Annotated in this window: 23 protein-coding genes; 4 read left to right on the forward strand and 19 right to left on the reverse strand. The window is 69.0% G+C overall.

Annotated elements, in window-relative coordinates; genetic code table 11:
- Positions 1-58: 58 nt before the first annotated feature.
- Positions 59-1,003 carry a 2-hydroxyacid dehydrogenase gene (locus JOD27_RS20125; RefSeq protein WP_204763759.1) on the reverse strand — a complete coding sequence of 315 codons (945 nt, stop codon included), beginning with the start codon at positions 1,001-1,003 and terminating at the stop codon, positions 59-61.
- On the opposite strand from JOD27_RS20125, the gene JOD27_RS20130 reads away from it, so the two are divergent.
- Both JOD27_RS20130 and JOD27_RS20135 read left to right on the forward strand, forming a co-directional pair.
- Positions 1,002-1,904, forward strand: a complete 903-nt coding sequence (locus tag JOD27_RS20130) for an alpha/beta fold hydrolase (RefSeq protein ID WP_239567700.1) — start codon at positions 1,002-1,004, stop codon at positions 1,902-1,904. The two genes, JOD27_RS20125 and JOD27_RS20130, sit on opposite strands and share 2 nt — an antisense overlap.
- Before the next feature lie 10 nt (positions 1,905-1,914).
- Positions 1,915-3,075 carry a PQQ-dependent sugar dehydrogenase gene (locus JOD27_RS20135; RefSeq protein WP_307830223.1) on the forward strand — a complete coding sequence of 387 codons (1,161 nt, stop codon included), beginning with the start codon at positions 1,915-1,917 and terminating at the stop codon, positions 3,073-3,075.
- On the opposite strand, the gene JOD27_RS20140 is transcribed toward JOD27_RS20135, so the two are convergent.
- From JOD27_RS20140 to gatC, 8 genes are all read right to left on the reverse strand, one after another.
- Positions 3,038-3,367 carry a hypothetical protein gene (locus JOD27_RS20140; RefSeq protein WP_204763761.1) on the reverse strand — a complete coding sequence of 110 codons (330 nt, stop codon included), beginning with the start codon at positions 3,365-3,367 and terminating at the stop codon, positions 3,038-3,040. The genes JOD27_RS20135 and JOD27_RS20140 overlap by 38 nt on opposite strands.
- A gap of 164 nt (positions 3,368-3,531) precedes the next feature.
- On the reverse strand, positions 3,532-5,859 hold the full coding sequence (locus JOD27_RS20145; RefSeq protein ID WP_307830224.1) for a M14 family zinc carboxypeptidase: 2,328 nt from the start codon (positions 5,857-5,859) through the stop codon (positions 3,532-3,534).
- 439 nt (positions 5,860-6,298) lie between these two features.
- Complete coding sequence (locus JOD27_RS20150; protein WP_307830225.1) at positions 6,299-8,773, reverse strand: CHAT domain-containing protein; 2,475 nt, start codon at positions 8,771-8,773, stop codon at positions 6,299-6,301.
- Positions 8,774-8,965: 192 nt separating this feature from the next.
- Positions 8,966-9,274: a hypothetical protein gene (locus JOD27_RS20155; protein ID WP_204763763.1), complete on the reverse strand. Its 309-nt coding sequence runs from the start codon at positions 9,272-9,274 to the stop codon at positions 8,966-8,968.
- A 185-nt stretch (positions 9,275-9,459) separates the two neighbouring features.
- The gene (gene gatB, locus JOD27_RS20160; RefSeq protein WP_204763764.1) at positions 9,460-10,962 is read right to left on the reverse strand and encodes an Asp-tRNA(Asn)/Glu-tRNA(Gln) amidotransferase subunit GatB; all 1,503 of its coding nucleotides are present in this window, start codon (positions 10,960-10,962) and stop codon (positions 9,460-9,462) included.
- Entirely contained in the window at positions 10,959-11,156 is a 198-nt protein-coding gene (locus JOD27_RS20165) for a hypothetical protein (RefSeq protein ID WP_239568179.1), read from the reverse strand. Before JOD27_RS20165 ends, gatB begins: the two co-directional genes overlap by 4 nt.
- A complete protein-coding gene (gene gatA / locus JOD27_RS20170) occupies positions 11,153-12,637 on the reverse strand; it encodes an Asp-tRNA(Asn)/Glu-tRNA(Gln) amidotransferase subunit GatA (protein ID WP_204763765.1) in 1,485 nt (494 codons plus the stop codon). Before gatA ends, JOD27_RS20165 begins: the two co-directional genes overlap by 4 nt.
- Positions 12,634-12,933: an Asp-tRNA(Asn)/Glu-tRNA(Gln) amidotransferase subunit GatC gene (gene gatC / locus JOD27_RS20175; protein ID WP_086660690.1), complete on the reverse strand. Its 300-nt coding sequence runs from the start codon at positions 12,931-12,933 to the stop codon at positions 12,634-12,636. The genes gatA and gatC overlap by 4 nt, the downstream gene beginning before the upstream one ends.
- Before the next feature lie 230 nt (positions 12,934-13,163).
- Here gatC and JOD27_RS20180 point away from each other — a divergent pair, with 230 nt between their 5' ends.
- Positions 13,164-13,817 carry an ACT domain-containing protein gene (locus JOD27_RS20180; RefSeq protein ID WP_204764022.1) on the forward strand — a complete coding sequence of 218 codons (654 nt, stop codon included), beginning with the start codon at positions 13,164-13,166 and terminating at the stop codon, positions 13,815-13,817.
- Positions 13,818-14,092: 275 nt separating this feature from the next.
- On the opposite strand, the gene JOD27_RS20185 is transcribed toward JOD27_RS20180, so the two are convergent.
- Together JOD27_RS20185 and JOD27_RS20190 are read right to left on the reverse strand one after the other, a co-directional pair.
- On the reverse strand, positions 14,093-14,776 hold the full coding sequence (locus tag JOD27_RS20185) for a 3-keto-5-aminohexanoate cleavage protein (protein ID WP_204763766.1): 684 nt from the start codon (positions 14,774-14,776) through the stop codon (positions 14,093-14,095).
- A gap of 56 nt (positions 14,777-14,832) precedes the next feature.
- On the reverse strand, positions 14,833-15,291 hold the full coding sequence (locus JOD27_RS20190; RefSeq protein ID WP_307830226.1) for a GNAT family N-acetyltransferase: 459 nt from the start codon (positions 15,289-15,291) through the stop codon (positions 14,833-14,835).
- A gap of 8 nt (positions 15,292-15,299) precedes the next feature.
- Here JOD27_RS20190 and JOD27_RS20195 point away from each other — a divergent pair, with 8 nt between their 5' ends.
- Positions 15,300-15,725 (forward strand): SWIM zinc finger family protein, encoded by a 426-nt coding sequence (locus JOD27_RS20195; protein ID WP_204763767.1) that lies wholly within the window; start codon positions 15,300-15,302, stop codon positions 15,723-15,725.
- Here JOD27_RS20195 and JOD27_RS20200 read toward each other — a convergent pair.
- From JOD27_RS20200 to JOD27_RS20235, 8 genes are all read right to left on the reverse strand, one after another.
- Positions 15,709-16,227 carry a P-loop NTPase family protein gene (locus JOD27_RS20200; RefSeq protein WP_204763768.1) on the reverse strand — a complete coding sequence of 173 codons (519 nt, stop codon included), beginning with the start codon at positions 16,225-16,227 and terminating at the stop codon, positions 15,709-15,711. The two genes, JOD27_RS20195 and JOD27_RS20200, sit on opposite strands and share 17 nt — an antisense overlap.
- Positions 16,228-16,232: 5 nt before the next feature.
- Complete coding sequence (locus JOD27_RS20205) at positions 16,233-16,967, reverse strand: hypothetical protein (RefSeq protein WP_204763769.1); 735 nt, start codon at positions 16,965-16,967, stop codon at positions 16,233-16,235.
- Positions 16,968-16,977: 10 nt separating this feature from the next.
- The gene (locus JOD27_RS20210) at positions 16,978-18,195 is read right to left on the reverse strand and encodes a WXG100 family type VII secretion target (RefSeq protein ID WP_204763770.1); all 1,218 of its coding nucleotides are present in this window, start codon (positions 18,193-18,195) and stop codon (positions 16,978-16,980) included.
- On the reverse strand, positions 18,192-18,512 hold the full coding sequence (locus tag JOD27_RS20215) for a hypothetical protein (RefSeq protein ID WP_204763771.1): 321 nt from the start codon (positions 18,510-18,512) through the stop codon (positions 18,192-18,194). The genes JOD27_RS20210 and JOD27_RS20215 overlap by 4 nt, the downstream gene beginning before the upstream one ends.
- Before the next feature lie 10 nt (positions 18,513-18,522).
- Positions 18,523-19,062 carry a YbaB/EbfC family nucleoid-associated protein gene (locus JOD27_RS20220; RefSeq protein WP_204764024.1) on the reverse strand — a complete coding sequence of 180 codons (540 nt, stop codon included), beginning with the start codon at positions 19,060-19,062 and terminating at the stop codon, positions 18,523-18,525.
- A 124-nt stretch (positions 19,063-19,186) separates the two neighbouring features.
- The gene (locus JOD27_RS20225) at positions 19,187-19,690 is read right to left on the reverse strand and encodes a GNAT family N-acetyltransferase (protein ID WP_204763772.1); all 504 of its coding nucleotides are present in this window, start codon (positions 19,688-19,690) and stop codon (positions 19,187-19,189) included.
- Positions 19,683-21,791: an NAD-dependent DNA ligase LigA gene (gene ligA / locus JOD27_RS20230; protein ID WP_204763773.1), complete on the reverse strand. Its 2,109-nt coding sequence runs from the start codon at positions 21,789-21,791 to the stop codon at positions 19,683-19,685. The genes JOD27_RS20225 and ligA overlap by 8 nt, the downstream gene beginning before the upstream one ends.
- 31 nt (positions 21,792-21,822) lie before the next feature.
- Positions 21,823-22,476, reverse strand: a complete 654-nt coding sequence (locus JOD27_RS20235; RefSeq protein WP_204763774.1) for a hypothetical protein — start codon at positions 22,474-22,476, stop codon at positions 21,823-21,825.
- Position 22,477: the final 1 nt, after the last annotated feature.

The following is a 22,477-nucleotide window of genomic DNA, read 5'->3' on the forward strand; positions in this document are numbered from 1 at the left end:
GTACGGGCGCGCGAGATCCGAACGGCAGCTTAGGTTCACCCTAATGGACTAGGGCCCCCTAGTAAGCGCCGTTCACCAGGTTGCGCGGACGCTCGCCGGCGACGTAGCGAGCGACCTCCGCCGCGACGACGGCGTAGGCGCGTTGCGCATGTCCGGTGCAGCTCCCGGCGACGTGCGGGGTCAGCAGCAGACCCGGCGCGGTCCACAGTGGATGATCCTCGGGCAGCGGTTCGGGATCGGTCACGTCCAGAGCCGCGCGCAGTCGCCCGGAATTCAGCTCCGCGAGCAGCGCGTCGGTGTCGACGACCGGGCCGCGGGCGCCGTTGACGAGGATCGCGCCGTCCTTCATCGCCGCCAGGAACTTGGCGTCGACGAGGTGCCTGGTCTCCTCGGTCATCGGCGTGAAGATCACCACCGCGTCGAACTCCGGCAGCAACGACGGCAGTTCGTCCACCCCGTGGACCCCGTCCCGGGCGGTGCGGCCGACCAGCACCGCCGTCGCGTCGAACGGTTCGAGGCGGCGCTTCAGCTGCTCGCCCAGATCACCGGCGCCGACGATCAGAACCTTCTTGTCCTGCAAGGTGTCCGTCAGGTGGTAGTCCCACCGGCCCTCGACACGGGCCCGTTCGAAAACGAGGAAGTCTCGATATATCGCCAGCAACGCTCCGACGGCCCACTCCGCCGTGCTGCCGCCGTGCGCGCCGCGGCACGTGGAGAGCATCACACCGTCCGGCACACGACCCACGAAGTTCTCCGCGCCCGCGCTCAGCAACTGCACGAGCTTGAGCTTCGGCAACTGCGCGAACACGTCGCGGGGATCGGTGCCGGCGAGGAACTTGGGGACCAGGACCTCGGCGTCCGCTGCCTCGGCGGGCAGCGGCTCCCCCGGCACGTAACGAACCGGCCGGACACCGTCCACCTGAGACAGCGTCTGGACTCCGAAGTCATCTGGCACGAGCACAGTGAGCGTCACCACGCCAACGTACGACAGAATGGCGGCCATGCGGGAGCACGACGTCATCTCCTGGGACGGCACGAAGATCCGAACGTGGCGGGCGGCCGGTGACGGCACACCTGTGCTGCTCTGTCCCGGCGTGGGCGTCGGGCCCGAGTCGTGGCCGACGCTGAACGAACGCGGCGGGCTCGTCAGCTGGTACATGCGCGGCACGATGGGGTCGGACAGGCCCGTCGACGAGCGCAACATCTCGTTGGACGACCACGTTTCCGACGCGATCGCCGTGCTCGACGACGCGGGCATCGAGCGGTGCGCCGTCATGGGCTGGTCGATGGGTGTCACGATCGCGGCCGAGCTGGCGTTGCGGCATCCGGAACGGGTGGCGGGCCTGCTTCTCGTCGCGGGTGCGCCGGGTGACTCGTTCGACGCCATGCTGCCGTTGCTGCCCAAGAACGTCCGTCGGCTCGTCGGGCTGACCGGCACGAAACTGCTGCGGCAGGCCGGTCCCGTGCTGGACAAGGTGCTGCACCGGATGCCGGTGACGGACCTTACGACGTTCCTGCTGCGGCACAGCGGCGTGATCAAGCCGACCAGCGACCCGGAGGCGGTGACCACCGCCATCAGGAGGTTCCTGCAGCACGACTGGCGCTGGTACTTCACGCTGGCGCTCGCGCTCGGTGAGACACCGCGTCAGGACCTCAGCTCGATCGTGTGCCCGGTCACACTCCTGGCTGGACGCGACGACCTGCTGGCGACGACGGAGAGTATGTCCGGTCCCGTCGGCGCGCTGCCCCAGGCGCGACTGAGGGTGTTGCCGTGCAGCCATTACCTGCCGTTGGAGGCACCCGAGACGGTGAGCGCCGAGCTCGATCTGCTGCTCGACCGGGTGCGTTCGGTCGATTTCGCGACCTCCGAGGCGTTCACTGAGGGTTCACGGTCACGCACCTAGCCTGGGAGTCGTGGTGCGTTCCGTCGTGTTGCTGACCGCCGTCTGCCTGCTGGCAGGGGGCTGCGCGAGCTTTCCTGACGAGCCGGCGCCGACGAGCTGGAGCGCGCAACCACAGCTGACCCCGCAGGCGGGTCCGCGGCCAGAGCTGCCGGGCGAGTACCGGCCGACGCCCGGCGACCAGGGCCAGCGGCAGACGCCGCAGAGCGTGCCGCCGCCGCAGGGCTGCAAGGACTTCAACCCCGCGGTCATCGGCACGTGCCTCAACACCGTCACCGGTGTCGCCCCGATCGGCGCGGACGCCAAGGGCGGCGTCGCGGCGTACGCCACGGAACGCGGCGGGCGCGTGGTCAAGGTCACCAAGGACGTCGACCCGGTGGTCGTCGCCCAGATCGAGGTGGACGCGTCGTCGGACGGCGGGCTGACCGGGCTCGCGCTGTCGGCCACGTTCGGCGAGGACCAGCTCGCGTACGTCTACGTCACGACGGCGACGGACAACCGGGTGCTGCGCATCGCGCCCGGTGACTCGCCCAAGCCGATCCTCACCGGTATCCCCAAGGGCCCTTCCGGCAACCGCGGTGTGCTCGCCAGCGACCGCAAGGGCGCGATCCTCGTCGCCACCGGTGACGCGGGCAACCCGGCGCTGGCCGCCGACCCGAACTCGCTCGCGGGCAAGGTGCTGCGCATCGACGGCTCCGGCAAGCCCGCCCAGGGCAACCCGACCGCCGGCAGCGCCGTCGTGTCGTCCGGCCTGCGTCTCCCCGGCGGACTGTGCGTGTCGGCCGACGCCCAGAAGATCTGGGTGACGGACTGGGCCGCGAACTTCGACGCCGTCTACCGCGTCGTGCCGGGCAAGCTCGGTGACGCGGCGTGGACGTGGCCGGATCGGCCGGGCGTGATGGGCTGCGCGTCGTTGTCGGACGTGCTGTGGGTGGCGACGGCGAAGACGCCGGGCACCCAGAACCTGCCGATGAACGCGGCGGGTGCGTTCACGGGCAAGCCGACGGTCAGCGGCGAGGACGGCTCGGGCTTCGGCAGGATCGGCCCGATGGAACAGCTCAACGACGCGTCCGCGCTGGTCGGCACGGTCAACAAGGTCGGAGGGCAGCCTGTGTCGTCGGACGACCGGGTCGCGATCATCGTCCGAGACGGTCAGGTACCGGGCAAGGACTAGGCAGGGCGAACGCTTCTCCGCCTTCGCGCCACCACCGCGCGTAGACCTCGCTCTCCTCGACCAGCTTCAGATATCCGGCGGCGACCTGCTCGCACAGGTCGTCGACGTCCTGCGCGACCGGTGCGTCGAGGCGCCAGGCCGGCACCACGTCGCGGACCAGCGGGTTGCCTCTGATCGGCAGCCGCGCGACACCGGGCGAGGTGCCGCCGACCGGGTAGAGCGGGCACACCGCGCGGGACTCCCTGATCAACGTCAGGGCGACGTGGGCCTCGCTGCCGAAGTGCGCGGGCACGCCGACGAACAAGGGGCTCGCGGGTGAGTCCCACGTTCGGCGGCAGCGTCAGGCGGGGTGCCAGGAAATCGGGCTTCCTCCCCGCAGCCTTCTGATGTGAGCGCACGCGGGGACGCTGCGTACGCCACGAGCGTACGAAAGCTCCCCGCGTGCGCTTGCAACAGCTAGCGACTGCCGGTCCAGAAGATGGCGCGCGCTACCTGGGCGTAGAGGCCCTTGGGGTGGTTGCGGAACATGGGCTCGGTGCCGAAGAGGACGACGCGAGCGCCGGCCGCCGACGTGCCGGAGACGACCGCGGCCTGACCCGCGGCGTCGGCCTGACCACCGGTGCCGTTGTCACGCGGGCGCCAGTGGCCCGATGCGAGCGGCGTGGTGCCGTAGCGCTGCTCGACCGTCACGCCCGCGCCGAGGTTCGTGAACCACTGCGGCGAGTAGACGAACGAGTGCGGCAGCGCGCCGGTGCCGATCGGGCCGGAGCCGTTGACGACGTTCACCACGCCGTTGGCGTCCTCCCAGCCCGCGACCGGGGTGGCCTGCAGCAGCTTGGCGTCGACGTTGAACTTGCCACCCGTGGAGCCGCGCGTGACGACACCGCCGCGCTTCAGGAACTCGTCGAGCCCCGCTTTCGCGGCCGGGGTGAGCTGCGTGTAGTCGAGGCCGGACGACACGAACAGCACGTCGATGCGCGAGAAGTCGAAGCCCGCGTTCAGGACGGCCGTGGAGATCGTGCGGACGTCGAAACCGGACTCCCGCAGCGCCTGGAGCTCGTCCGCGCCGACGGCGGCCGCGATCGTCCTGCGCTGCAACGCGGTTCCGCCGGGCTTGGCGGTGGTGAACCGGACGCCGTAGCGGTCGGCGACCTCCTGCGCGGCGAGCCTGTTCGCGCCGGGAACCACGATCGTGCCGTCCTCCTGGCGCCGCAGCTCGACACCGCGACCCAGGAGATCGTTGACGGCGTTGGCGTCCTTGGCGTCGTTCAGCGTCAGGGCGAGGTCGGCCCCAGGAGCGGCGTCGACGTTGCCGGTCGGGGCCGCCGCGACGACGTCCTTGCCGTTGAACTGGAACGGGCCGTTCCTGTAGATGTCGATCGACGCGCCCCAGAGCAGGCGGTGGCTCCAGCCGGAGATGTCGTACATCACCGGGACCTTGGCGCTGATGTCGCTGCCCTGCTCCAGCATGACGTTCGCGAGCGCGCGCTTCGGCTGGTGCATGTCGACGACGTACGACCCGGCCGGATAGCGCTTACCGCCCAGCGTGAACGGCTTTTCGGCGCGTTCGACCCGCACGTCGTGGGCCACCAGGTGGTCGACGAGCCGTGCCGCGGCGGGTGCCGACCGGTCGTTGGTGATCACGTAGGCGCGCGGGAACTCCGTGCGGTAGCGGTCTTCCGGCCCGAAGCCGGGCACGAAGCCGTCGGGGATCTCGCGCTGCGGCTCGCCCGCCTTGCCGCGGCGGAACATCTCGACCTGGTTGGAGATCGGCTCACCGCGGTGGTCGTCCACGTAGTCGATCGTGGTCTTGATGGTGGACTCGACGACGTCGGTATTGATCTTTGACCGGCGCTGCAGCTCAGTGGCGGGCAACGTGTCGTACGCCTGCCGGTTGACCTGCTGCGGGATCTCGATCGTGTACGAGATGGCGCCGTGGTACATCGAGTACTGCGCGGTGTAGATCGGCGCCCAGCCGTCCCACACGCCGGGGTCGTAGTCGCGGAACGGGATCTCCGGCTTCGCCGCCTCCGGGTGGCCGAGCGCCTGGACACCCTTCTCCATCGCGAGACCGTTGGCGTAGCCGTGCTTGATGTAGAGGTCGAAGTCGTAGTTCTGGCCGTGCGGAGGCGTTGTGGGCTCGATGAGCGTGTTCTCCACGTAACCGTGCTCGTCCAGCATCATCAACGGCTGGGTGTGCTCGACGATCTCGCGCATCGCCCGGTTCTCCGGCTGCGAGCTCGTGACGAAGTCGCGGTTGAGGTCGAAGCCCGCGTTGTTCTGCCGGGTGCCGGCGACGCGGCCGTCCGGGTTGGCCGTGAGGTTGAAGTAGATCCTGCTGCGGCGCAACAGGTTCTGCGTCTCCCGGTCATTGGACGTGGCGAGGTGCTCGATGACCCGCAGCGCGCCGTCGGTGCCTTCCCACTCGTCGCCGTGGATGTTGTTGTTGATCCAGACAGGCGCCTTGTAGAGGCCGCTCGGAACCTTCTGCCCCTCCTCGATACCCGCCCGCAACTGTTCCTGCAGACGGGTTTGCGCCGGGCTCTCCGGTGCGGTCAGCGTGACCAGGTAGAGGTCGCGGCCGAGCCCCGACTGGCCGACGACCTCGACGGAGATCCTGTCGCTCTTCTGCTGCAACGCGTTCAGCTTCGGCGCGAGCGAGTGGTAGGGCGCGAGTCCGAGCTTGATGGTCTTGTCGGCCGGGTTCTCCGGATACGTCCGCAGCTTCGTTTTGCGCGGGTATCCCTGGTAGCGGTCGGCCTGGTTCTCCCCCTGGGCCTGCACCAGCTGTGCCGGGACGATGGTGTCCTGTGCCGCGATTTCGTTGCGCTCAGGCCCGTTTCCTGGTTCGGTCAGAGGCCGAAGGCAGGGATGCTGTCGGTTGTGCTGTTCCACTGACCGGCGCCGCCACCGCCGCGGTGACCGCCAGGAGAACAGCGAGCAGAGTTCTGCGCATGCGGTCGTTTCTCGCACAACGGCCCGCTCATCGACTAGAGCCGATAGGCGGGCCGTCGGTGCGGACACCGTCGCCCCAGCCTCACCCCCTGGGCGGCTGCGACGACCGTGGCCGGTTCCCCTCGGTCAAGATTTCGACCAATTCAGGTCTAAACCAAGCGTCGCACATTTGCGAGAGAAGTTCACCAACCGCATTCACCAGTACGTTACAAATCACCACTGACCAGCACGTTCAGCTGAATGCGCTTACCACAACCACTCGATCGGCCTAGCCAGACCCCAGGCACAGGAATGGCCTGCGGAACGGGTCCTTCGCCATCGCCTCGGCCAGCGCCACAGCGGGTGCGGCGCCCGCGACGAGTGCCTGGTGGTAGTCCGCCATCGCCGCCGCACTGGCCTCGTCGCCGACCTTGCTGGCCGCGGCGACCACCGTCCTGGTGCCGCCCGCGAGCATGGCGCCCGCGAACCCCAGCGCCTCGTCACCAGGCCTGATGCGGTTCAACGCCAACTCGCACGCCGCCAACACGACGTGCGAGGGCGGCTTGCGCAGCCTGCCCAGCTCGTGCGCGAACAGCGGCCCGTCGACCAGCTCGAGCCGCGAGAACAACGCGTTCTCGGTCTCGTGCTCACCGTGGGCGGCAACGTGCACGAGGTCAGCCCCGTCAAGGTGCGCGAGCACCTCGGTGGCTGTCGCGTTGTCGCCCGAGAGCACGGTGGCCTTCCCGTGGTACGTGGCCAGCCGGTCGACCTCGCCCTGCCCGAACAGCAGTCCCGGTCCGCGCACCACCAGCACGCGGTCGGTCTTCGGCTTGCCCGCCTGTGCGGCGGCGAGCCAGGCCGTGGCCGAGGGCGCGGTGGCGACAGGCCGCCCGTGCAGGCTCGGCAGCACACCCCACGGCACCGCGTACAGCGTCCCGGTCGGCACCATGACCAGCTCACGATCACCGATGAGGTGCGCGAGCGGCTTGATCAGCAGCTCGTCGAGCCGGTCGGCCTGCTTGTGCGCCGACAGCCCGATGACCTGGACCAGCGGCGGAGGCAGGTGGTCCGGGGCGAGGGCATTGAGGTCGAAGTGGAGCTTCTGCGCGCTCTCCAGAGCCTCCGCCGCGTCTCCCAGCCGCACCAGGCTGACCCGTCCACCCGCGACGACGACGGCGGCCATCTCGCCGTCCGACACGACGAAGCTGACCATCGCCTTCTGCTCCAGCTCGGCGATCACCTCGCTGAGCGTGGCGACCGGCCGCGGCTTGCCCCACCGCTGCGAGTGCCAGCCGAGCCGGTTCGCCTCGCGCTGCGCCTTCACAAGCTTGCCGCGCAGCTCGGCGGTCGGTTGACCGGACAAACCGTGCCGGAGGATCGCCCAGCTGAGGTTGCGCACCTCGGTGATCCGCTCGGCGACCTCGTTGTTGTCGCTCGACTCCAGCGGCTCGTACCGGTAGGTCTGCGCCCGCGTTCGTTCCAACCAGGCGAACAACCGGCGCGCGTCGGCGTCCTCCAGCACCAGTTTGATCGCGAGCTCGCTCAGCTCCCTGCCGTGCACCGCGGTGGCCGACACCAGCTCCAGCCCGCCGAGCTGGTCACGCACCCGCCCGAGCTCGTCGAGGGCCTTGCGGGCGTGCACCAGCGAGGAGCGACGGTTTCCCTTGGCCAGTGCCAGTTCCGCCAGCACCAGCCTGCGCTGCATGCGGTGGTCGAGCGGCGTGACCGCACGAGGTCCCGGCACCTTCTTCAGCAGTTCCTCGGCCTCCGCGAGCCGTCCCCTGCGGATCTCCAGCCGGGCCGCGAGGAGCAGGGCCAGGCGGGACTCGTCGACGAGGTGGTTGGCCGAGAGTTCGGAGGAGAGACTCAACGCCTTCTGCACCAACGCGTTCGAGATCCGCTTCGTGCGCATGGCGTGCCTGCCGTGGGCCCACAGCTCGATCAGACCGGCCATCATCCACCACGTGCTGCCCCGGCGGATCAGCTTGCGCTCGGACCGCCGCGCCATCCTTCGTGCGAGGTCGAACTGGCCATCCAGCAACGCCGCGGAGGCACGGAACATCTCGACCTCGGCGATCTCCTGGCCGAACTTCTCCTTGCGCATCACCGGGAGCGCCTCGTCGAGGTGCTTACCGGCCTCATCGGACAGTCCAATCATGAGCATGGCCTCGGCCTGGTCGAGCTGCAGCCGCGCCAGCAGGCCGACTTGTTCGTCCTTGCGCAAAATCCGCTCGGCTTCCTCATAGCGGCGCAGCGCCACCGCAAGATCGCCGCTTTGTTTGTGCACGTTTCCGAGTGCGTGCACGGCGAAGTGGTAGAGGTGGTGCAACTCGTGCTCACGAGCCAGACGAAGGGCGCGTTCAAGGTCCGCGATCGCACCCGCGCCTTTGCGCACCGCGGCCTGAGCGAACCCGCGGTTGAGCAACGTGCGAACGAAGCCCTGCACCAGTGCGGGGTTCCCGCCCGGCTCTGCTTGCTCGACCTCGTGCTCGACCGCCTCGATGAACTTGTCGAACCACTCGATCGCCCGCTCCGGCTGACCCATGCGCATGACCATGAGGCCCTGGTTGTGGTCCACACCGCCGTTCAGGAGGGTCCTGGTCGCCGTTTCCTCAATGGTCTCAATCTCGCGGCGGGCGGCCTCGAACGCCTCGACGGCGAGATCCATGCCGCTCGTCTCGCCCTGGCAGAGGCCCAGGGTATAGAGGATGCGCGCGCGGATCGCCGCGCGTTCTTCGCTCGATTCAGCGCGGTCGACGTGCACGAGAGCACGTCTGAGCAGGCGAATGGCCGAGGGGAAGCGAAACTTCGCTTGCTCCGCCCATCCTCTCTCGAACAACTCGCGCGCTCTCTCCAAGGCACGAGCGGGCATGTGATCATCACACCACACGTGTCCACGTGGCGCTGCCCGCCAACCAGGCATTGAGTCTGGCGGCGGGCAGAACACGCTGAGTGATCAGCTGGCTTTGTTGCTCGGGTGGTTCGGGCACGTCGGGTCGTGCTCGACGTCGCCACCGGAGTCCTCGCCGCCCTCGGAGACGAGCTTGCGAGGCTTCGTGAAGAAGCCTCCCGTCCCGCCGCAGCACATCGGCTTGACTTCGGGGTCATCCTTCTTCACCGGCGGTGCGTCGGGCACCTCGGTCGGCGGAGCCGGCTCAACCGGTGCCGGTTCGACGACCGGTGTGCCCTCGAGCACGGATTCGGCTTCCTGGACCACCTCGGCCCCGGCCTTTGCCACATCCAGGTTGTCGCGCTGGACGGTCATGAGGTTTCCCCCCTCGTTTGGACTATTTACTTCCCATCCCCCCAGATGGGCGCGTCAAAGAGAGTGGCACACACGGCTACGGGTATACGTCTCAATTAGCTAACAGCCACTCGGTCGGCCTAAGATCACAAAGGGTCACCTGCACAAACAGGTGACCCTTTGTGATTTTTGCTTCGATTATGTATCTACGAGCAGCGTGCGAGCACGATCTCGCGCACGCGCGCGGCGTCGGCCTGACCCTTCGTGGCCTTCATGACCGCGCCGACGATGGCGCCGGCCGCCTGGATCTTGCCGTCGCGGATCTTCTGCGCGACGTCCGGCTGGGCCGCGAGGGCCTCGTCGACGGCCTTCTCCAGGGCCGAGTCGTCCGAGACGACCTTGAGGCCGCGCTTCTCCACGACCTCGTCCGGGGAGCCTTCGCCCTCCAGCACGCCGTTGACGGCCTCGCGGGCCAGCTTGTTGGTCAGCGCGCCCGAGTTCACCAGCTCGATCACCCGTGCCACCTGGGCAGGGGTGATGGCGAGGTCGGTGAGCTCGATGCCCTTCGCGTTGGCCTGCTGCGCCAGGTACGACACCCACCAGGAGCGGGCCTCGTCCGGCTTGGCGCCCGCGACGACGGTGGCCTCGATGAGGTCGAGGGCACCCGCGTTGACCAGGTCGCGCAGCACCTCGTCGGTGAGGTTCCAGTCCTTCTGGATGCGCGCGCGGCGCTCCCAGGGGAGTTCCGGCAGGGTGCCGCGCAGCTCGTCGACCCACTCGCGCGACGGCGCGATCGGGACCAGGTCCGGCTCCGGGAAGTAGCGGTAGTCCTCCGCCGTCTCCTTCTTGCGGCCTGGGGACGTGGTGCCGGAGGACTCGTCGAAGTGACGGGTCTCCTGGGTCACCGTGCCGCCCGAGGCGAGCACCGCGGCCTGGCGCGTCATCTCGAAGCGGACAGCGCGTTCGACGCTGCGCAACGAGTTGACGTTCTTGGTCTCGGTGCGGGTGCCCAGCTCGCCGGTGGTCTTCGGCGTGAGCGAGACGTTCGCGTCGCAGCGCAGCGAGCCCTGGTCCATGCGGACGTCGGACACGTCGAGCGCCTTGAGCAGGTCGCGCAGCGCCGTGACGTACGCGCGGGCCACCTCGGGGGCGCGGCGGCCGGTGTTCGGGATCATCTTCGTGACGATCTCGATCAACGGCACGCCCGCGCGGTTGTAGTCGAGCAGCGAGTGCTCGGCGCCGTGGATGCGACCGGTCGCGCCGCCGACGTGCAGCGACTTGCCCGTGTCCTCCTCCATGTGCGCGCGCTCGATCTCGACGCGGATGACCTCGCCGTCGTCCAGCGTCACGTCGAGCCAGCCGTTGAAGGCGATCGGCTCGTCGTACTGCGACGTCTGGAAGTTCTTCGGCATGTCCGGGTAGAAGTAGTTCTTCCGCGCGAACCGGCACCACTCGGCGATCTCGCAGTTCAGCGCGAGGCCGATGCGGATCGCGGACTCGACGGCCTTGCCGTTCACCACCGGCAGCGAGCCCGGCAGGCCGAGGCACGTCGGGCAGGTGTGCGTGTTCGGCTCGCCACCGAACTCGTTGGCGCAGCCGCAGAACATCTTCGTGTTGGTGTGCAGCTCGACGTGCACCTCGAGGCCCAGGACGGGGTCGTACTTCTCGATGACCTCGTCGTAGTCCATCAGCTCAACCAGAGAGGTCATGCCAACTCGTCCTTCCGCAGAGCACGAACGGCCAGCGCCGCACCGGTGATCGCCACGGCGATGCCGGCGATCGCGTTCGCCAGTGCCAGCTTGTCCTTCTTCTCACGGGCGGCCTTCAAGCCGGAGAACGCTCCCACGGCTCCGGCCACGGCGCCGGCGAGACCGAACAGGCTCCTTGCCTTCTTGATGCTCACAGCGACGGACCTCCAAACGCACCACGCGCGGCCTCGTACGCGGCGGCGACGCGGTACATGCGGTGGTCCTGCAGCGCAGGAGCCATGATCTGCAGGCCGACCGGCAGACCGTCCTCATCGGACAGACCACTCGGGACGCTCATCGCCGGAGTACCCGCGAGGTTCGCGGGAATCGTGCAGAGGTCCGCCTTGTACATGGCCATCGGATCGTTCGCGCGCTCACCGATCTTGAACGCCGTGGTCGGCGTGGTCGGCGAGATGAGCACGTCGAACGTCGCGAACGCCTTCTGGAAGTCCTGCGTGATCAGCGTGCGCACCTTCTGCGCCGAGCCGTAGTACGCGTCGTAGTAGCCGGACGACAGCGCGTACGTGCCGATCATGATGCGGCGCTTCACCTCGGGGCCGAAGCCGGCCTCGCGGGTCAGCGACATGACCTCCTCGGTGCTGCGCGTGCCGTCGTCGCCGACGCGCAGGCCGTAGCGCATGGCGTCGAACCGGGCGAGGTTCGACGAGCACTCGCTCGGCGCGATGAGGTAGTAGGCGGGCAGCGCGTAGTCGAAGCTCGGGCACGACACGTCCGCGATCTCCGCACCGAGTTCCTTGAGCTGCGACACGGCGGCCTGGAAGCTGCGCAGCACACCCGGCTGGTAGCCCTCGCCCTGGAACTGCGTGACGACACCGATGCGCACACCGGACAGGTCGCCGTTCAGGCCCTCGCGAGCCGCGGCGACCACGGCGGGCACCGGCTCGTTGATCGAGGTGGAGTCCATCTCGTCATAGCCCGCGATGACCTCGTGCAGCAGCGCGGCGTCGAGCACCGTGCGCGCACACGGACCGGCCTGGTCCAGAGAGCTGGAGAAGGCCACGAGGCCGTAGCGGGAAACGCCGCCGTAGGTGGGCTTCACGCCGACGGTGCCGGTGACCGCGCCGGGCTGGCGGATCGAGCCACCGGTGTCGGTGCCGATCGCGAGCGGCGCCTGGTAGGCGGCCAGCGCGGCGGACGAGCCACCGCCGGAGCCGCCGGGGATGCGCTCCAGGTCCCACGGGTTGCGCGTGGGCCCGTACGCCGAGTTCTCGGTCGACGAACCCATGGCGAACTCGTCCATGTTCGTCTTGCCGAGGATGACGACGCCGGCTTCCTTGAGCCTGCGGGTCACCGTCGCGTCGTAGGGCGGCAGCCAGCCCTCGAGGATCTTGGAGCCGCACGTGGTCGGCACGCCCTCGGTGGTCATGACGTCCTTGAGCGCCAGCGGCACACCGGCGAGCGCTCCGACGGTTTCACCGGCCTTGACGGCCTCGTCGACCTTGCGGGCCTGCGCGAGCGCGCCCTCGGTGTCGACGTGCAGGAAGGAGTTGACCTTCCCGTTGGTCTCGGTGATGCGGTCCAGGTGGGCCTGGGTGACCTCGACGCTGGAGACCTCACCGCTGTGGATCTTCGCGGCGAGCTCGGCCGCGGTGGCGTGGATCAGGTCGTTGGTCATGCTTCCTCACCCAGGATGCGGGGCACGCGGAACCGGCCGTCCTCGGCCTCAGGAGCGCCGGAGAGCGCCTGCTGCTGACCGAGGCTCGGACGGACCACGTCCTCGCGGAAGACGTTGGTCAGCGGAACGGCGTGCGACGTCGGCGGGATGTCGGCCGTGGCGATGTCGCCAACGGTGGCCACCGACTGGAGGATCACGTCGAGCTGGCCGGCGAACAAGTCGAGCTCGTCCTCGGTGACGGCCAGCCTGGCGAGCTTCGCCAGGTGCGCGACCTCGTCGCGGGAGATGCTGGGCACTCCTGTCAACCCCCGTAGGGTCGGGATTCGATTCGGGAACCCCGTGAGTCTATGGGCTGGTCAGTGGCGTCTTCGAACCGGTTACCGCCTCCGCTGTTGACCGGCACGTCAACTTAACCGTTCCGCAACGCGGACAGCGGGTCATGCGTTGAGTATCCGTCTGCGAGAATCACCGACCGGCAACGGCACGAGACGCGGGGTCTCGCGCACGAGCTATGGAGGCGTTCACCTTGTCGTTCCTGATCCGGGTCCAGCTCCCGGACCGTCCCGGCACCCTCGGCGCGGTCGCAACGGCTTTGGGCGAGATCGGGGCGGACATACTCAGCGTCGACGTGGTGGAACGCGGTTCCGGCGTCGCCATCGACGACCTCGTGGTGGAGCTTCCGTCCGGCCGCCTGCCCGACACGCTGATCACCGCGGCCGAGTCCGTCGACGGTGTCGAGGTCGACGCCGTGCGCCCGTACGCGGGCATTCTCGACACCCACCGCGAGCTCGAGCTCGTCGAGGAGATCGCCGAGGAGCCGCACAAGGGCCTCGAGGTCTTCACCGAGGGCGTCCCGAAGATCATCCGTGCCGGCTGGGCCGTCGTCGTCGGCCCGGAAGGCACCGGGATCAACCGCCTGACCTCGTCCTCCGCCGCCCCGGAGACGCGGATCGCTTCCGCGCCCTGGTTCCCGCTGGAGCGCGCCACCGTGCTCGACGGCGAGGAGGACTGGGTGCCGGAGACCTGGCGCGAGCTGGGCACCGAACTGGCCGCCACGCCGCTCGGCAAGCCGGACCGGGTGCTGGTCGTCGGACGCCCCGGCGGCCCGATGTTCCGCGCGGCCGAGGTGGCGCGGCTCGCGCACCTGGCCGGGATCGTGGCCGTCGTCCTCCCCGACTAGCTCCGACTGGTAGAGCGTCGCGGCTTGGTTGTGCTCCGTTGAGGCGGCAGGGGGCGGTCTGGTGCTCGTCTCCGAAAGCCCGGATGGTCGCGCCTCATGCACGTCGCTGCCGAGATGGCAGTAGGGAAATGCTGACGCAAAGGTCTGCTGATCACCCCGACTGCTGCCAACCGTGCAGTTGGCAGCCATGAGAGCGCGATCTTCATGCTCGAAGCGCGGCTGCCTGCCGGCATCACCCTCACTGTCACATCCCGAGAGATAGCTGCGACACGCTACTAGCTCGGGGCTTTGGCCGTCTGGTTGCGCCTGGCCATCGCGACGAGTTCGGTGTTGTTCCTGGCTTTGCGGCCGTCGGGCATCGTCAGCGTGTCCTCCAGCCCCATGCGGACACCGTGCTCGAGCCTTGCGGCGTAGACGAAAACCGGCCAGGCGTCGGCGTCCCTGCCGTGCAGCAGGATCGGCAACCCCAGCGGTTCCACCTGCCGCAGCAGCTCTTCCGCGTTGTGCGCGGTCGCGGTGACGGTGATCCGCGCGGCGCCCGGCGGCAGCTCGCCGATCAGGTCGGGGATGTCGACGACGAGCTCGACGCCGACGCCGACCTGGTGCAGCGCCCGAGCAAGCTCCCGCCAGCCGGGTTCGCTGACGTGCACGCTCGCGATGTCGGGCCGCCCCGCCGCGAGCGGCGCCCAGCTCGCGATCAACCGGGCGCGGTCGCCGGGGACGTTCGTCGACACGCTGATCTCGGTGCCCGGTACGGCGGCCCTGACCGTCGCGATCGTCGTGGCCACCTCCGGGCCCACCAGCGTGGGCGCGCCGATGACGTCCCTCGGGTGGAGGTGCACCGAGGTGACGCCGAGCGCGGCGACGTCGGCGGCGTCCTCGGCCAGCCGCTCGGGGGTGAGCGGCAGGGCCGGGTGCTCCTCGGCTGTGCGGGAACCGTTCAAACAGGCTTGCAGCACACGGCATACGGTCCCACACAAATCTCGTGTTCGCGTTGCTCCAACGGCTAGCGTCGCTAGAACACGATGCGGTAGGTGACGAACGGCGTCTTCTCCGCGACCTTGTCGTAGAGCCGGCGCGCGGTTTCGTTCCATTCGCTGGTGTGCCAGTAGAGGCGGCAGCACTCCTGTTGTTTCGCCCACTCGGCGACGGCCTCGATGAGCGCGCGGCCCGCGCCGCGGCCGCGTGCCTCGGGGGCGGTGAAGAGGTCCTGCAGGTAGCAGACGTCCTGGCTGGACGTGCTGGGGTGCTTGAAGAAGTGCGTGATGCCGACGATGGTGCCGTTCTCGTCCCGGGCGCAGAGGGCGTGGATGCCCGTGCCCTCCAGGAACTTCCGCCACTTCTCGTCGTAGGTCTCGGCAGGCAGCGTGCGTTCGTAGAACGTGTTGTAGCCCTCGAAGAGCTCCTGCCACCTGGCGCGGTCCGCGGGGGCGAGCGAGCCGACGACGATCATGTTGGTCCTTTCCGGGGTCACCCGGTTGGATGACCTTCGTGTCGACGACCCTCACCACCGAGCTGCTGCTGCACCGCGCGGGCACCAAGTCGTACTGGCGCGGCCTCACCTACCGCGACGCGGTGCTGTCCCTGCGGGTGCACAGCAGGCACGTGACGGCACGGGTGCGGGGCAGCGACGACGCGGCCTACGCGGTGGAGCTGTCGTGGTCGGGCACGCATCTGGTGGGGACGTGCAGTTGCCCGCACGGGTTGGAAGGGTTCTTCTGCAAGCACTGCGTGGCGGTGGGGCTGGTGTTGCTGGACCGGGGTCAGACCGTGCCGCCTCCCGACGCCGAGGACGTGGAGCTCAAGGACGTGCTGAGAGCCCTGCCCGCGGACGTGTTGCGGGACCTCCTCTACGAGCAGGCGGCGGGAGACCTGAAGTTGCGGGCACGGATCATGTCGGCACGGTGATCTTGTGCCCCACCGCCTGATCCATCTCCAGCACCGATCCGTCGGTGAACACGAAGGCCTGGAAGTACCGCGGCCTCCCGAGGTCGTGTCCCAAATGGACCTCGGGCAGTGCGCGCAACGCGGACCTGTCCGCCTGCCACCACAGCACGTGGTTGTCCGAGTCCGCGACGTAGACGGCCGCGAGCCGGCGTTGCGTCAGGCACAGCAAGGTCTTGCCGCGGCCCGCGATGAGGTGGTCCGCGAACCGCACGGCGAGCGCGCCGGGATGCTGCGCGACGACACGGCCGCACAGCGTCGGGTCGTACACCCACTCGTCGTCGAGGAACCGGCCCTCGCTCACCACCGTGCTCGGCAGCGGCAGCTTCGGCTTCTTGCGATCGGACTCCGGCACCTCGCCGAGCGGTTCGAACGGTGCGGTGAGCACGTCCTGAACCTGACCCAGCAGGTGTTTCTCGCACTCCCAGAACCACTCGATGGTCTCGCCGGGCGCAAGCCAAGGCACGCGGATCAGCTCCCGTTCGTGAAGCGCAGCATCGGATCGTGCGGGCCGTTCAGCGGGAAGTCGAAGCCCGATCCGTCCACGGCCAGAACGGCGCGCAGCACCGGCGTCTTCTCGTCCCGCCACACCGGCTGGACGCTCGCGAGCTGACCGCGGTCGAACTCGAACCCGGTCACGACCTCCGGCAGTTCGACGGGTTTGCCGTTCGAGCCGCCGGTGACCACCTCGAAGGCACCGACCGCGAGACCTGACGCGAGGCCGACGGTGGCGCTGCCCGCCAGGTGGGCGACGTTGCCCATGAACGACTTCTGGCCCTTCGCGAGCTGTGCCAGGGCGTCGGGCGTCGTCAGCCACGCGAGCCGAGCCGGTGTGAGCACCCACCAGCCGGGCACGGTGCTCCAGCCGGGCAACGACCGGCCGTGCCACGGCCGCACGGCGGTCACCGCGGCGCACTCCGGTGCCGGCCCGAAGACCTGCGGCTCGAAGGTCGGTTCCGGCACATACCGCTCGGGTTGCTGATCAAAGCTGACGGCGGCCGCCAGCGACACCGGCGCGAGCGCCACCATCGCGGCGCCCACCCCGACCGCGCGCGCCGCACGGGCGGCCAGGCCGCGCTGGGGGTTGCCCTTGCGGTCCAGGCCCGGCACGTCGTACGGCAGTTCCTTCAGCTGGCCCTCGCGCAGCCAGAGGATGCGTTCGCCGGGACGGCACCAGTGCTCCCGCACGGACAGCACAGCGGTCATCTGCGGTCACCTACTCGTATTCGAAGCCACGGCGTTGCGCGTCCTTGCGTTCCTGTTCGGACTGCGGGATACCCTCGGTCGCCGTCTCGTAGGACTTGTCGATCACGTGGTCGACGCCCATGTCGAACAGCGATCCCGTCAGCGAGCTGAATGCCGCCGTCGTCGGGCGCTGGCCGCTCAGGCCGACCAGCTTGAGGCCCTCCTGGGCGAGGTTCGCCGCGAGCGCGCCCTCGCCGGTCGCGCCGTTCATGAAGCGGTTCGCGGTCGTCGAGATGCCGTCGGCGTTGGCCCGGCTGATGATCTTGCCGCCAGGTCCGATGATCCCGTCGATCTGACGGCCCGCCATCTTCTGCAACGGGCTGGTCAGCTTGTTGGCGACGTTGCTGTCGAAGATCTTGCCGTTGCGCAGGTCCCCGAACTTCTTCAGCAACCCCTCCGGAATCCGCTTGCGGATCTTCTGCAGCAGTTCCTCGAGCCGCTTGACCAGCTTGAACAACTCACCCTGAAGCTTCTTGATCTTCATCGCGATCCGGCCGCCGGTGGCGCCCATGGTCGCGACCGTGCCGCCCTCCGCGGCGACGACCGACGCACCGGCCGTGATCCACGACGCGGCGAGCGCGGCCAGCCACTCGACGATGAGGGTGATCACCATCTCGGTGATGATGTCGACGACCATCTCGACGAACATGTCGAAGAGGTCGGCGATGAGGTTGAGCGTCTCCTTGAGCTCCTTGATGTCCGCGGACAGCGCCTTCACGCCCTCCGTGAACTCCTTCATCTGACCGCGGAACTTGTCGCCGGCCTCACCGCTCCACACCCCGGCGGTCGCCTGCGCGCGCTGGGCCTCCTTCGCGGCGACACCGTCGAGCCACTCGCCGACCTTCACCCAGCCCTCGCCGGTGGCGCGCATCTGCTGCGGGTCGCCGATCGCCCACTCGGCGAGCTCGACGAGCGGCGAGATCACGATCGACACCAGGAAGCCAAGGCCGTTGTTCAGGAACGCGTCGCCGGGGCTCGCGATCGTCTGGAGCAGCTCCGCCCTGTTCTTGATCATCTGGGCGGTCCAGGCCGGCGGGTCGTTCTGGTCGCGCAGGTCGTTCGTCGCCATGACGTTGTCGGCGATCGAACTGCCGTGGCCGGCGGCTTGTTCGAACCAGTTGCGGTGCTGCGGGTCGTTGGCGGAGTTGTTGAGGTCCGCCAGGGTGCCCGGTCCGTCGGGTGCGGTCACGCGCCACCTCCCATGAAGCCCTTGAAGGTGTCGTGGAACGCCTTGTCGACTTCTTCGTAGGTCTTGGCGGTCTCCGCGACCTGCTCGCTGACGTGTTCGAGGTACTGCACGGCCTTGGTGGCGATGGTCTGGCACTCCTGAAGGCTGTCGAAGTAGCCGCTGCTCAACCCGACCGCGTCACCGATCGGCCCGAAGCACTGGTCGTCGACCCGCGCCTGCTCGAGCAGCCTCGCGAGCTCGCCGAACTTGCCGGCCAGGCTCTTCGAACCCTCGCTGTACTGGGCGAGCGCATCGGCGCTGACGTGGAACTGGCTCATCGCTTCCCCCTCACCTCAGCACCGAGCCGCTGCCGAAGTCGTCGTCATCGTCCACCGGCGGAGCCGGCCTGCGCTGTGGCTGAATCTGGGACTGGACCGGTGGCTGGATCGGCGGCGCCGGTGGCTGCGGAGGCTGCCGCTGCAACACCGAGCCGCCGTACTCCTCCGTCGGCGGTGGCGGCGGCTGCGGCGCGTCCGGCCGGATCTGCAGGTTCTCGCCCGCGTTGGCGCCCATGGCGGCGCGGAACTGCTGCATGCGGTCGCCGAGCAACGGCGCCGCGGCCTCCTCCATCTGCGCGGCGGCGTTGGCCGTCGCCTCGCGGATCGCGCCGATGATCGCCTGCTGCAGCGCGGTGTGCGAACGGCCCATCGACTTCGGTTCCAGCCGCAGGTCGAGCACCGCACCCGACGGCGCGACGGTCACGGTGACGCCGGCGTCCGGCGCCTTGCCGACGCCGCGCATGGTCTTGATCGCTTCCTGGAGCTGTTTGGCCTTGTCCGCCTGCTCCTGGAAGGAACGCATGGCAGCGGAAAGCCGATCACCCGGCATCGTCACGATTACCCCCGACAGTCACACGTACTCGGTGATCGAGCCTAAAGCACGCGACCACTCGGCCGAGCCGGTTCGGGTAGGTTGGCCTGCGGTTTTGTTCGCCTGGTCCGGTTCGTCCGGTTCAGCGCGGCACACTCGACGCGTAGGCGATCAGGTTGATGCCGGGCAACGGCGCCCAGTCGCGTTCGGGCAGTCGCGTGAACCCGAGCCGCTCGTACAACCGGTGTGCCGCCAGCATCTTCTCCGACGACGACAGCACGACGCGGCCCACACCGGCGGCACGGGCCCGGTCGAACACCGCCCGCACCAAGGCCTCGCCGACGCCGCGACCGCGAGCCCGGGACGTGACGGACAACATGCGGAACTCCAGTTCGCCCTGCTGGGAGATCTCCGCGAACGGCGTGCCTGGCCGCACCACCGTGACCGAGCCCAGCACCTCGCCGGAGCCGGAGTCCGCCGCCACGATCACCTCGGCCTCGCGGAACCGGGAAGCCGCGTCGGCCAGCACGGCCGCGTAGTCCTCCGTGCCGTCGAGGTAACCGTCCACTCGGTACGCCTCGACCGTCACGGAGCTGACGGCGGGCAGGTCGGCCTCCGTCGCCGGGCGGATGATCACGTCAGCCATCCGAGCTCTCTTCCCCGATGACGGCCACTTCCCTCGCCGCGTCCGGGCCCTGCTCCAGCAGGACGCGGAAACCCGCCTCGTCGAGGACGGGAACCTTCAGGGCGATGGCCTTGTCGTACTTGGATCCTGGCGAGTCGCCGACGACGACGAAAGCGGTTTTCTTGGAGACCGAACCGGCCGCCTTGCCGCCGCGGGCCAGGATGGACTCCTTGGCCGAGTCGCGGGAGAACTCCGTCAACGAGCCGGTGACCACGATGGACAGCCCTTCGAGGTTTCGCGTGATGGACTCGTCGCGCTCGTCCTCCATCCGCACGCCCGCGGCCCGCCACCGCTCCACGACGCCTTGCCGCCACTCGGTTTCCCGCCACTCGACCACGGCCGTCGCGATGGTCGGGCCCACGCCCTCCGCGCTGGCCAGGACCTCTTCCTCGGCGGCGAGGATCGCGTCCATCGAGCCGAACTGGAGGGCCAGCGCACGGGCGGCGGTAGGACCCACGTGACGGATCGACAGTGCGACCAGCACCCTCCACAGAGGACGGGACTTGGCCGCTTCCAGGTTGTCGAGGAGTTTCAGGGCGTTCGCGGACAGCTCACCGCTCTTCGTCGTGAAGCGCTCGATCTGCAGCAGGTCGTCGGTGTCGAGGTCGAACAGGTCGGCCTCGTTCGTGTACACCGTGGACTCGGTGATCGCGGCGGCGGCCTCGTAGCCGAGCACCTCGATGTCCAGCGCGGCGCGGGAAGCCAGGTATGCCAGCCGTTCGCGCAGCTGACCGGGGCACGTCTCCGCGTTGGGGCAGCGGATGTCGACGTCGCCCTCCTTCATCGGGCGCAGCTCGGCGTTGCACTCGGGGCACCGGGTCGGCATCACGAACTCGCGTGCGTCGGCGGGCCGTGCGGCCAGCACCGGGCCCAGCACCTCGGGAATCACGTCGCCCGCCTTGCGGATGACGATCCGGTCGCCGATCAGCACGCCCTTGCGCTTCACCTCGGACGCGTTGTGCAGCGTGGCCCGCGCGACCGTCGACCCCGCCACCTTCACCGGTTCCATCACCGCGAACGGCGTGACGCGGCCAGTGCGGCCCACCTGGACCTGGATGTCGAGCAACGTCGTGGTGGCTTCCTCCGGCGGGTACTTGTACGCGATGGCCCACCGCGGCGCGCGGGACGTGGTGCCCAGCCGCCGTTGCAGCGACACCTCGTCGACCTTGATGACGACGCCGTCGATCTCGTGGATCGCGTCGTGCCGGTGCTCTCCCCAGTACTCGACGTGCTCGCGGATGTCGGCAGGATCCGTGAGCACCTTGGTGTGCGAGGACACCGGCAGGCCCCACGACTTCAGGGCCTCGTAGGCGAGCGACTGGCGGGCGACCGAGAAGCCCTCGGTCTTGCCGATGCCGTGGCAGATCATCCGCAGCTTGCGGGACGCCGTGACCTTCGGGTCCTTCTGCCGCAACGAACCCGCCGCGGTGTTGCGCGGGTTCGCGAACGGCGGCTTGCCCTGCTCGACCAGCGAGGCGTTCAACGCCAGGAAGTCCTCGACCGCGAAGAAGACCTCGCCGCGCACCTCGACGAGCTCCGGCACCGGATACTCGTCCGAGCCCCTGAGCGTGACGGGCACGTCCGCGATGGTGCGCACGTTCAGCGTGACGTCCTCGCCCGTGCGACCGTCGCCACGGGTCAACGCCCGCGTGAGCCTGCCCTTCTCGTAGAGCAGGTTGATCGCGAGACCGTCGATCTTCAGCTCGCACAGGAAGTGCGTGCCTTCGCCGACGTCCTTCCGCACGCGCTCGAACCAGGCCGTCAGCTCGTCCTGCGCGAAGACGTTGTCCAGGCTGAGCATGCGCTCCAGGTGGTCGACCGCCTTGAACTCGGTCGAGAACGTGCCGCCGACGAGCTGCGTCGGCGAGTCCGGTGTGGCCAGACCCGGATGCTCCGCCTCCAGTGCCTCCAGCGCCTTGAGCATCTCGTCGAACTCACCGTCGGTGACGATGGGATCGTCCAGCACGTAGTAGCGGAACTGGTGCGAGCGCACCTCCTCCGCGAGCACGGCATGCCGCTCGCGCACCTCTGCGGGGACGTCTTCAAGGCTCTCGCTGGTCACGTGGACAGCTTAGTGAGCAGGTCTGACAGTTTCAGTCGTCCGACACCTGGGCGAGAGTTCGAACGAGTGAACGCAGCTCCAGCAGGCTGATCGTGCCCTCCGGTTCCAGCTGCGCGGTCTCCACGCGCCGCAACCGCTCCCCCGCGAGCCGCTCGCCGAGCGTGACGTCCAGCGGCAGGAACGTCATCGTCTGCCGTTGCTGCTCGGTCAGCTCCGCGAGCGCCGGGTGGTAGACCGCCACGTCGACGACGTCACCGTCCACCTGGGCCACGACGCGGTAGTCGCCCAGCCGCATCTTGACCTGGCCGAGGTTGACGACGACCTCGGTCGGATCGGGCACGGGCGGCACCGAGTCGTGGAACTCCCACACCATGTCCGTCGGCGGCGCGGCCTTGATCCACGCGTCGGTGTACGGGCGCAGCCGCGGGTCCTCCTGGCCGGTGATCACCAGCGCGTACATCGCCAGGTGGCCCTGTTCGAGCGAGAACATCAGGTCCGGGTGCATGGCGCTGACGAGGTCCCTCAGCTCGTCCTCGACCCTGTGCGGTTCGCCGTCGCCGAGCGCCGCGCTCACCACGGGAACGAGCTCGAACCACCGCTCCCAGAAGCGTCGCGCGGCCTCCTCCGCGTTCGGCAGGTGGGCGGGGGCGACGTCTTCGGCTTTGCGGCGGCGGAACCACTTCATG

The organism is Lentzea nigeriaca, assembly GCF_016907955.1.
Lineage (GTDB): Bacteria > Actinomycetota > Actinomycetes > Mycobacteriales > Pseudonocardiaceae > Lentzea > Lentzea nigeriaca.

Bases quoted from the DNA above. Each gene is read 5' to 3' on its own strand.
- JOD27_RS20130 (WP_239567700.1), top strand. From the start codon at position 1,002: ATGCGGGAGCACGACGTCATCTCCTGGGACGGCACGAAGATCCGAACG.
- JOD27_RS20125 (WP_204763759.1), bottom strand. From the start codon at position 1,003: ATGGCCGCCATTCTGTCGTACGTTGGCGTGGTGACGCTCACTGTGCTC.
- JOD27_RS20155 (WP_204763763.1), bottom strand. From the start codon at position 9,274: ATGACCGTCCAGCGCGACAACCTGGATGTGGCAAAGGCCGGGGCCGAG.
- gatB (WP_204763764.1), bottom strand. From the start codon at position 10,962: ATGACCTCTCTGGTTGAGCTGATGGACTACGACGAGGTCATCGAGAAG.
- gatA (WP_204763765.1), bottom strand. From the start codon at position 12,637: ATGACCAACGACCTGATCCACGCCACCGCGGCCGAGCTCGCCGCGAAG.
- JOD27_RS20195 (WP_204763767.1), top strand. From the start codon at position 15,300: ATGACCTTCGTGTCGACGACCCTCACCACCGAGCTGCTGCTGCACCGC.
- JOD27_RS20205 (WP_204763769.1), bottom strand. From the start codon at position 16,967: ATGACCGCTGTGCTGTCCGTGCGGGAGCACTGGTGCCGTCCCGGCGAA.
- JOD27_RS20215 (WP_204763771.1), bottom strand. From the start codon at position 18,512: ATGAGCCAGTTCCACGTCAGCGCCGATGCGCTCGCCCAGTACAGCGAG.
- JOD27_RS20220 (WP_204764024.1), bottom strand. From the start codon at position 19,062: ATGCCGGGTGATCGGCTTTCCGCTGCCATGCGTTCCTTCCAGGAGCAG.
- JOD27_RS20225 (WP_204763772.1), bottom strand. From the start codon at position 19,690: ATGGCTGACGTGATCATCCGCCCGGCGACGGAGGCCGACCTGCCCGCC.
- JOD27_RS20235 (WP_204763774.1), bottom strand. From the start codon at position 22,476: ATGAAGTGGTTCCGCCGCCGCAAAGCCGAAGACGTCGCCCCCGCCCAC.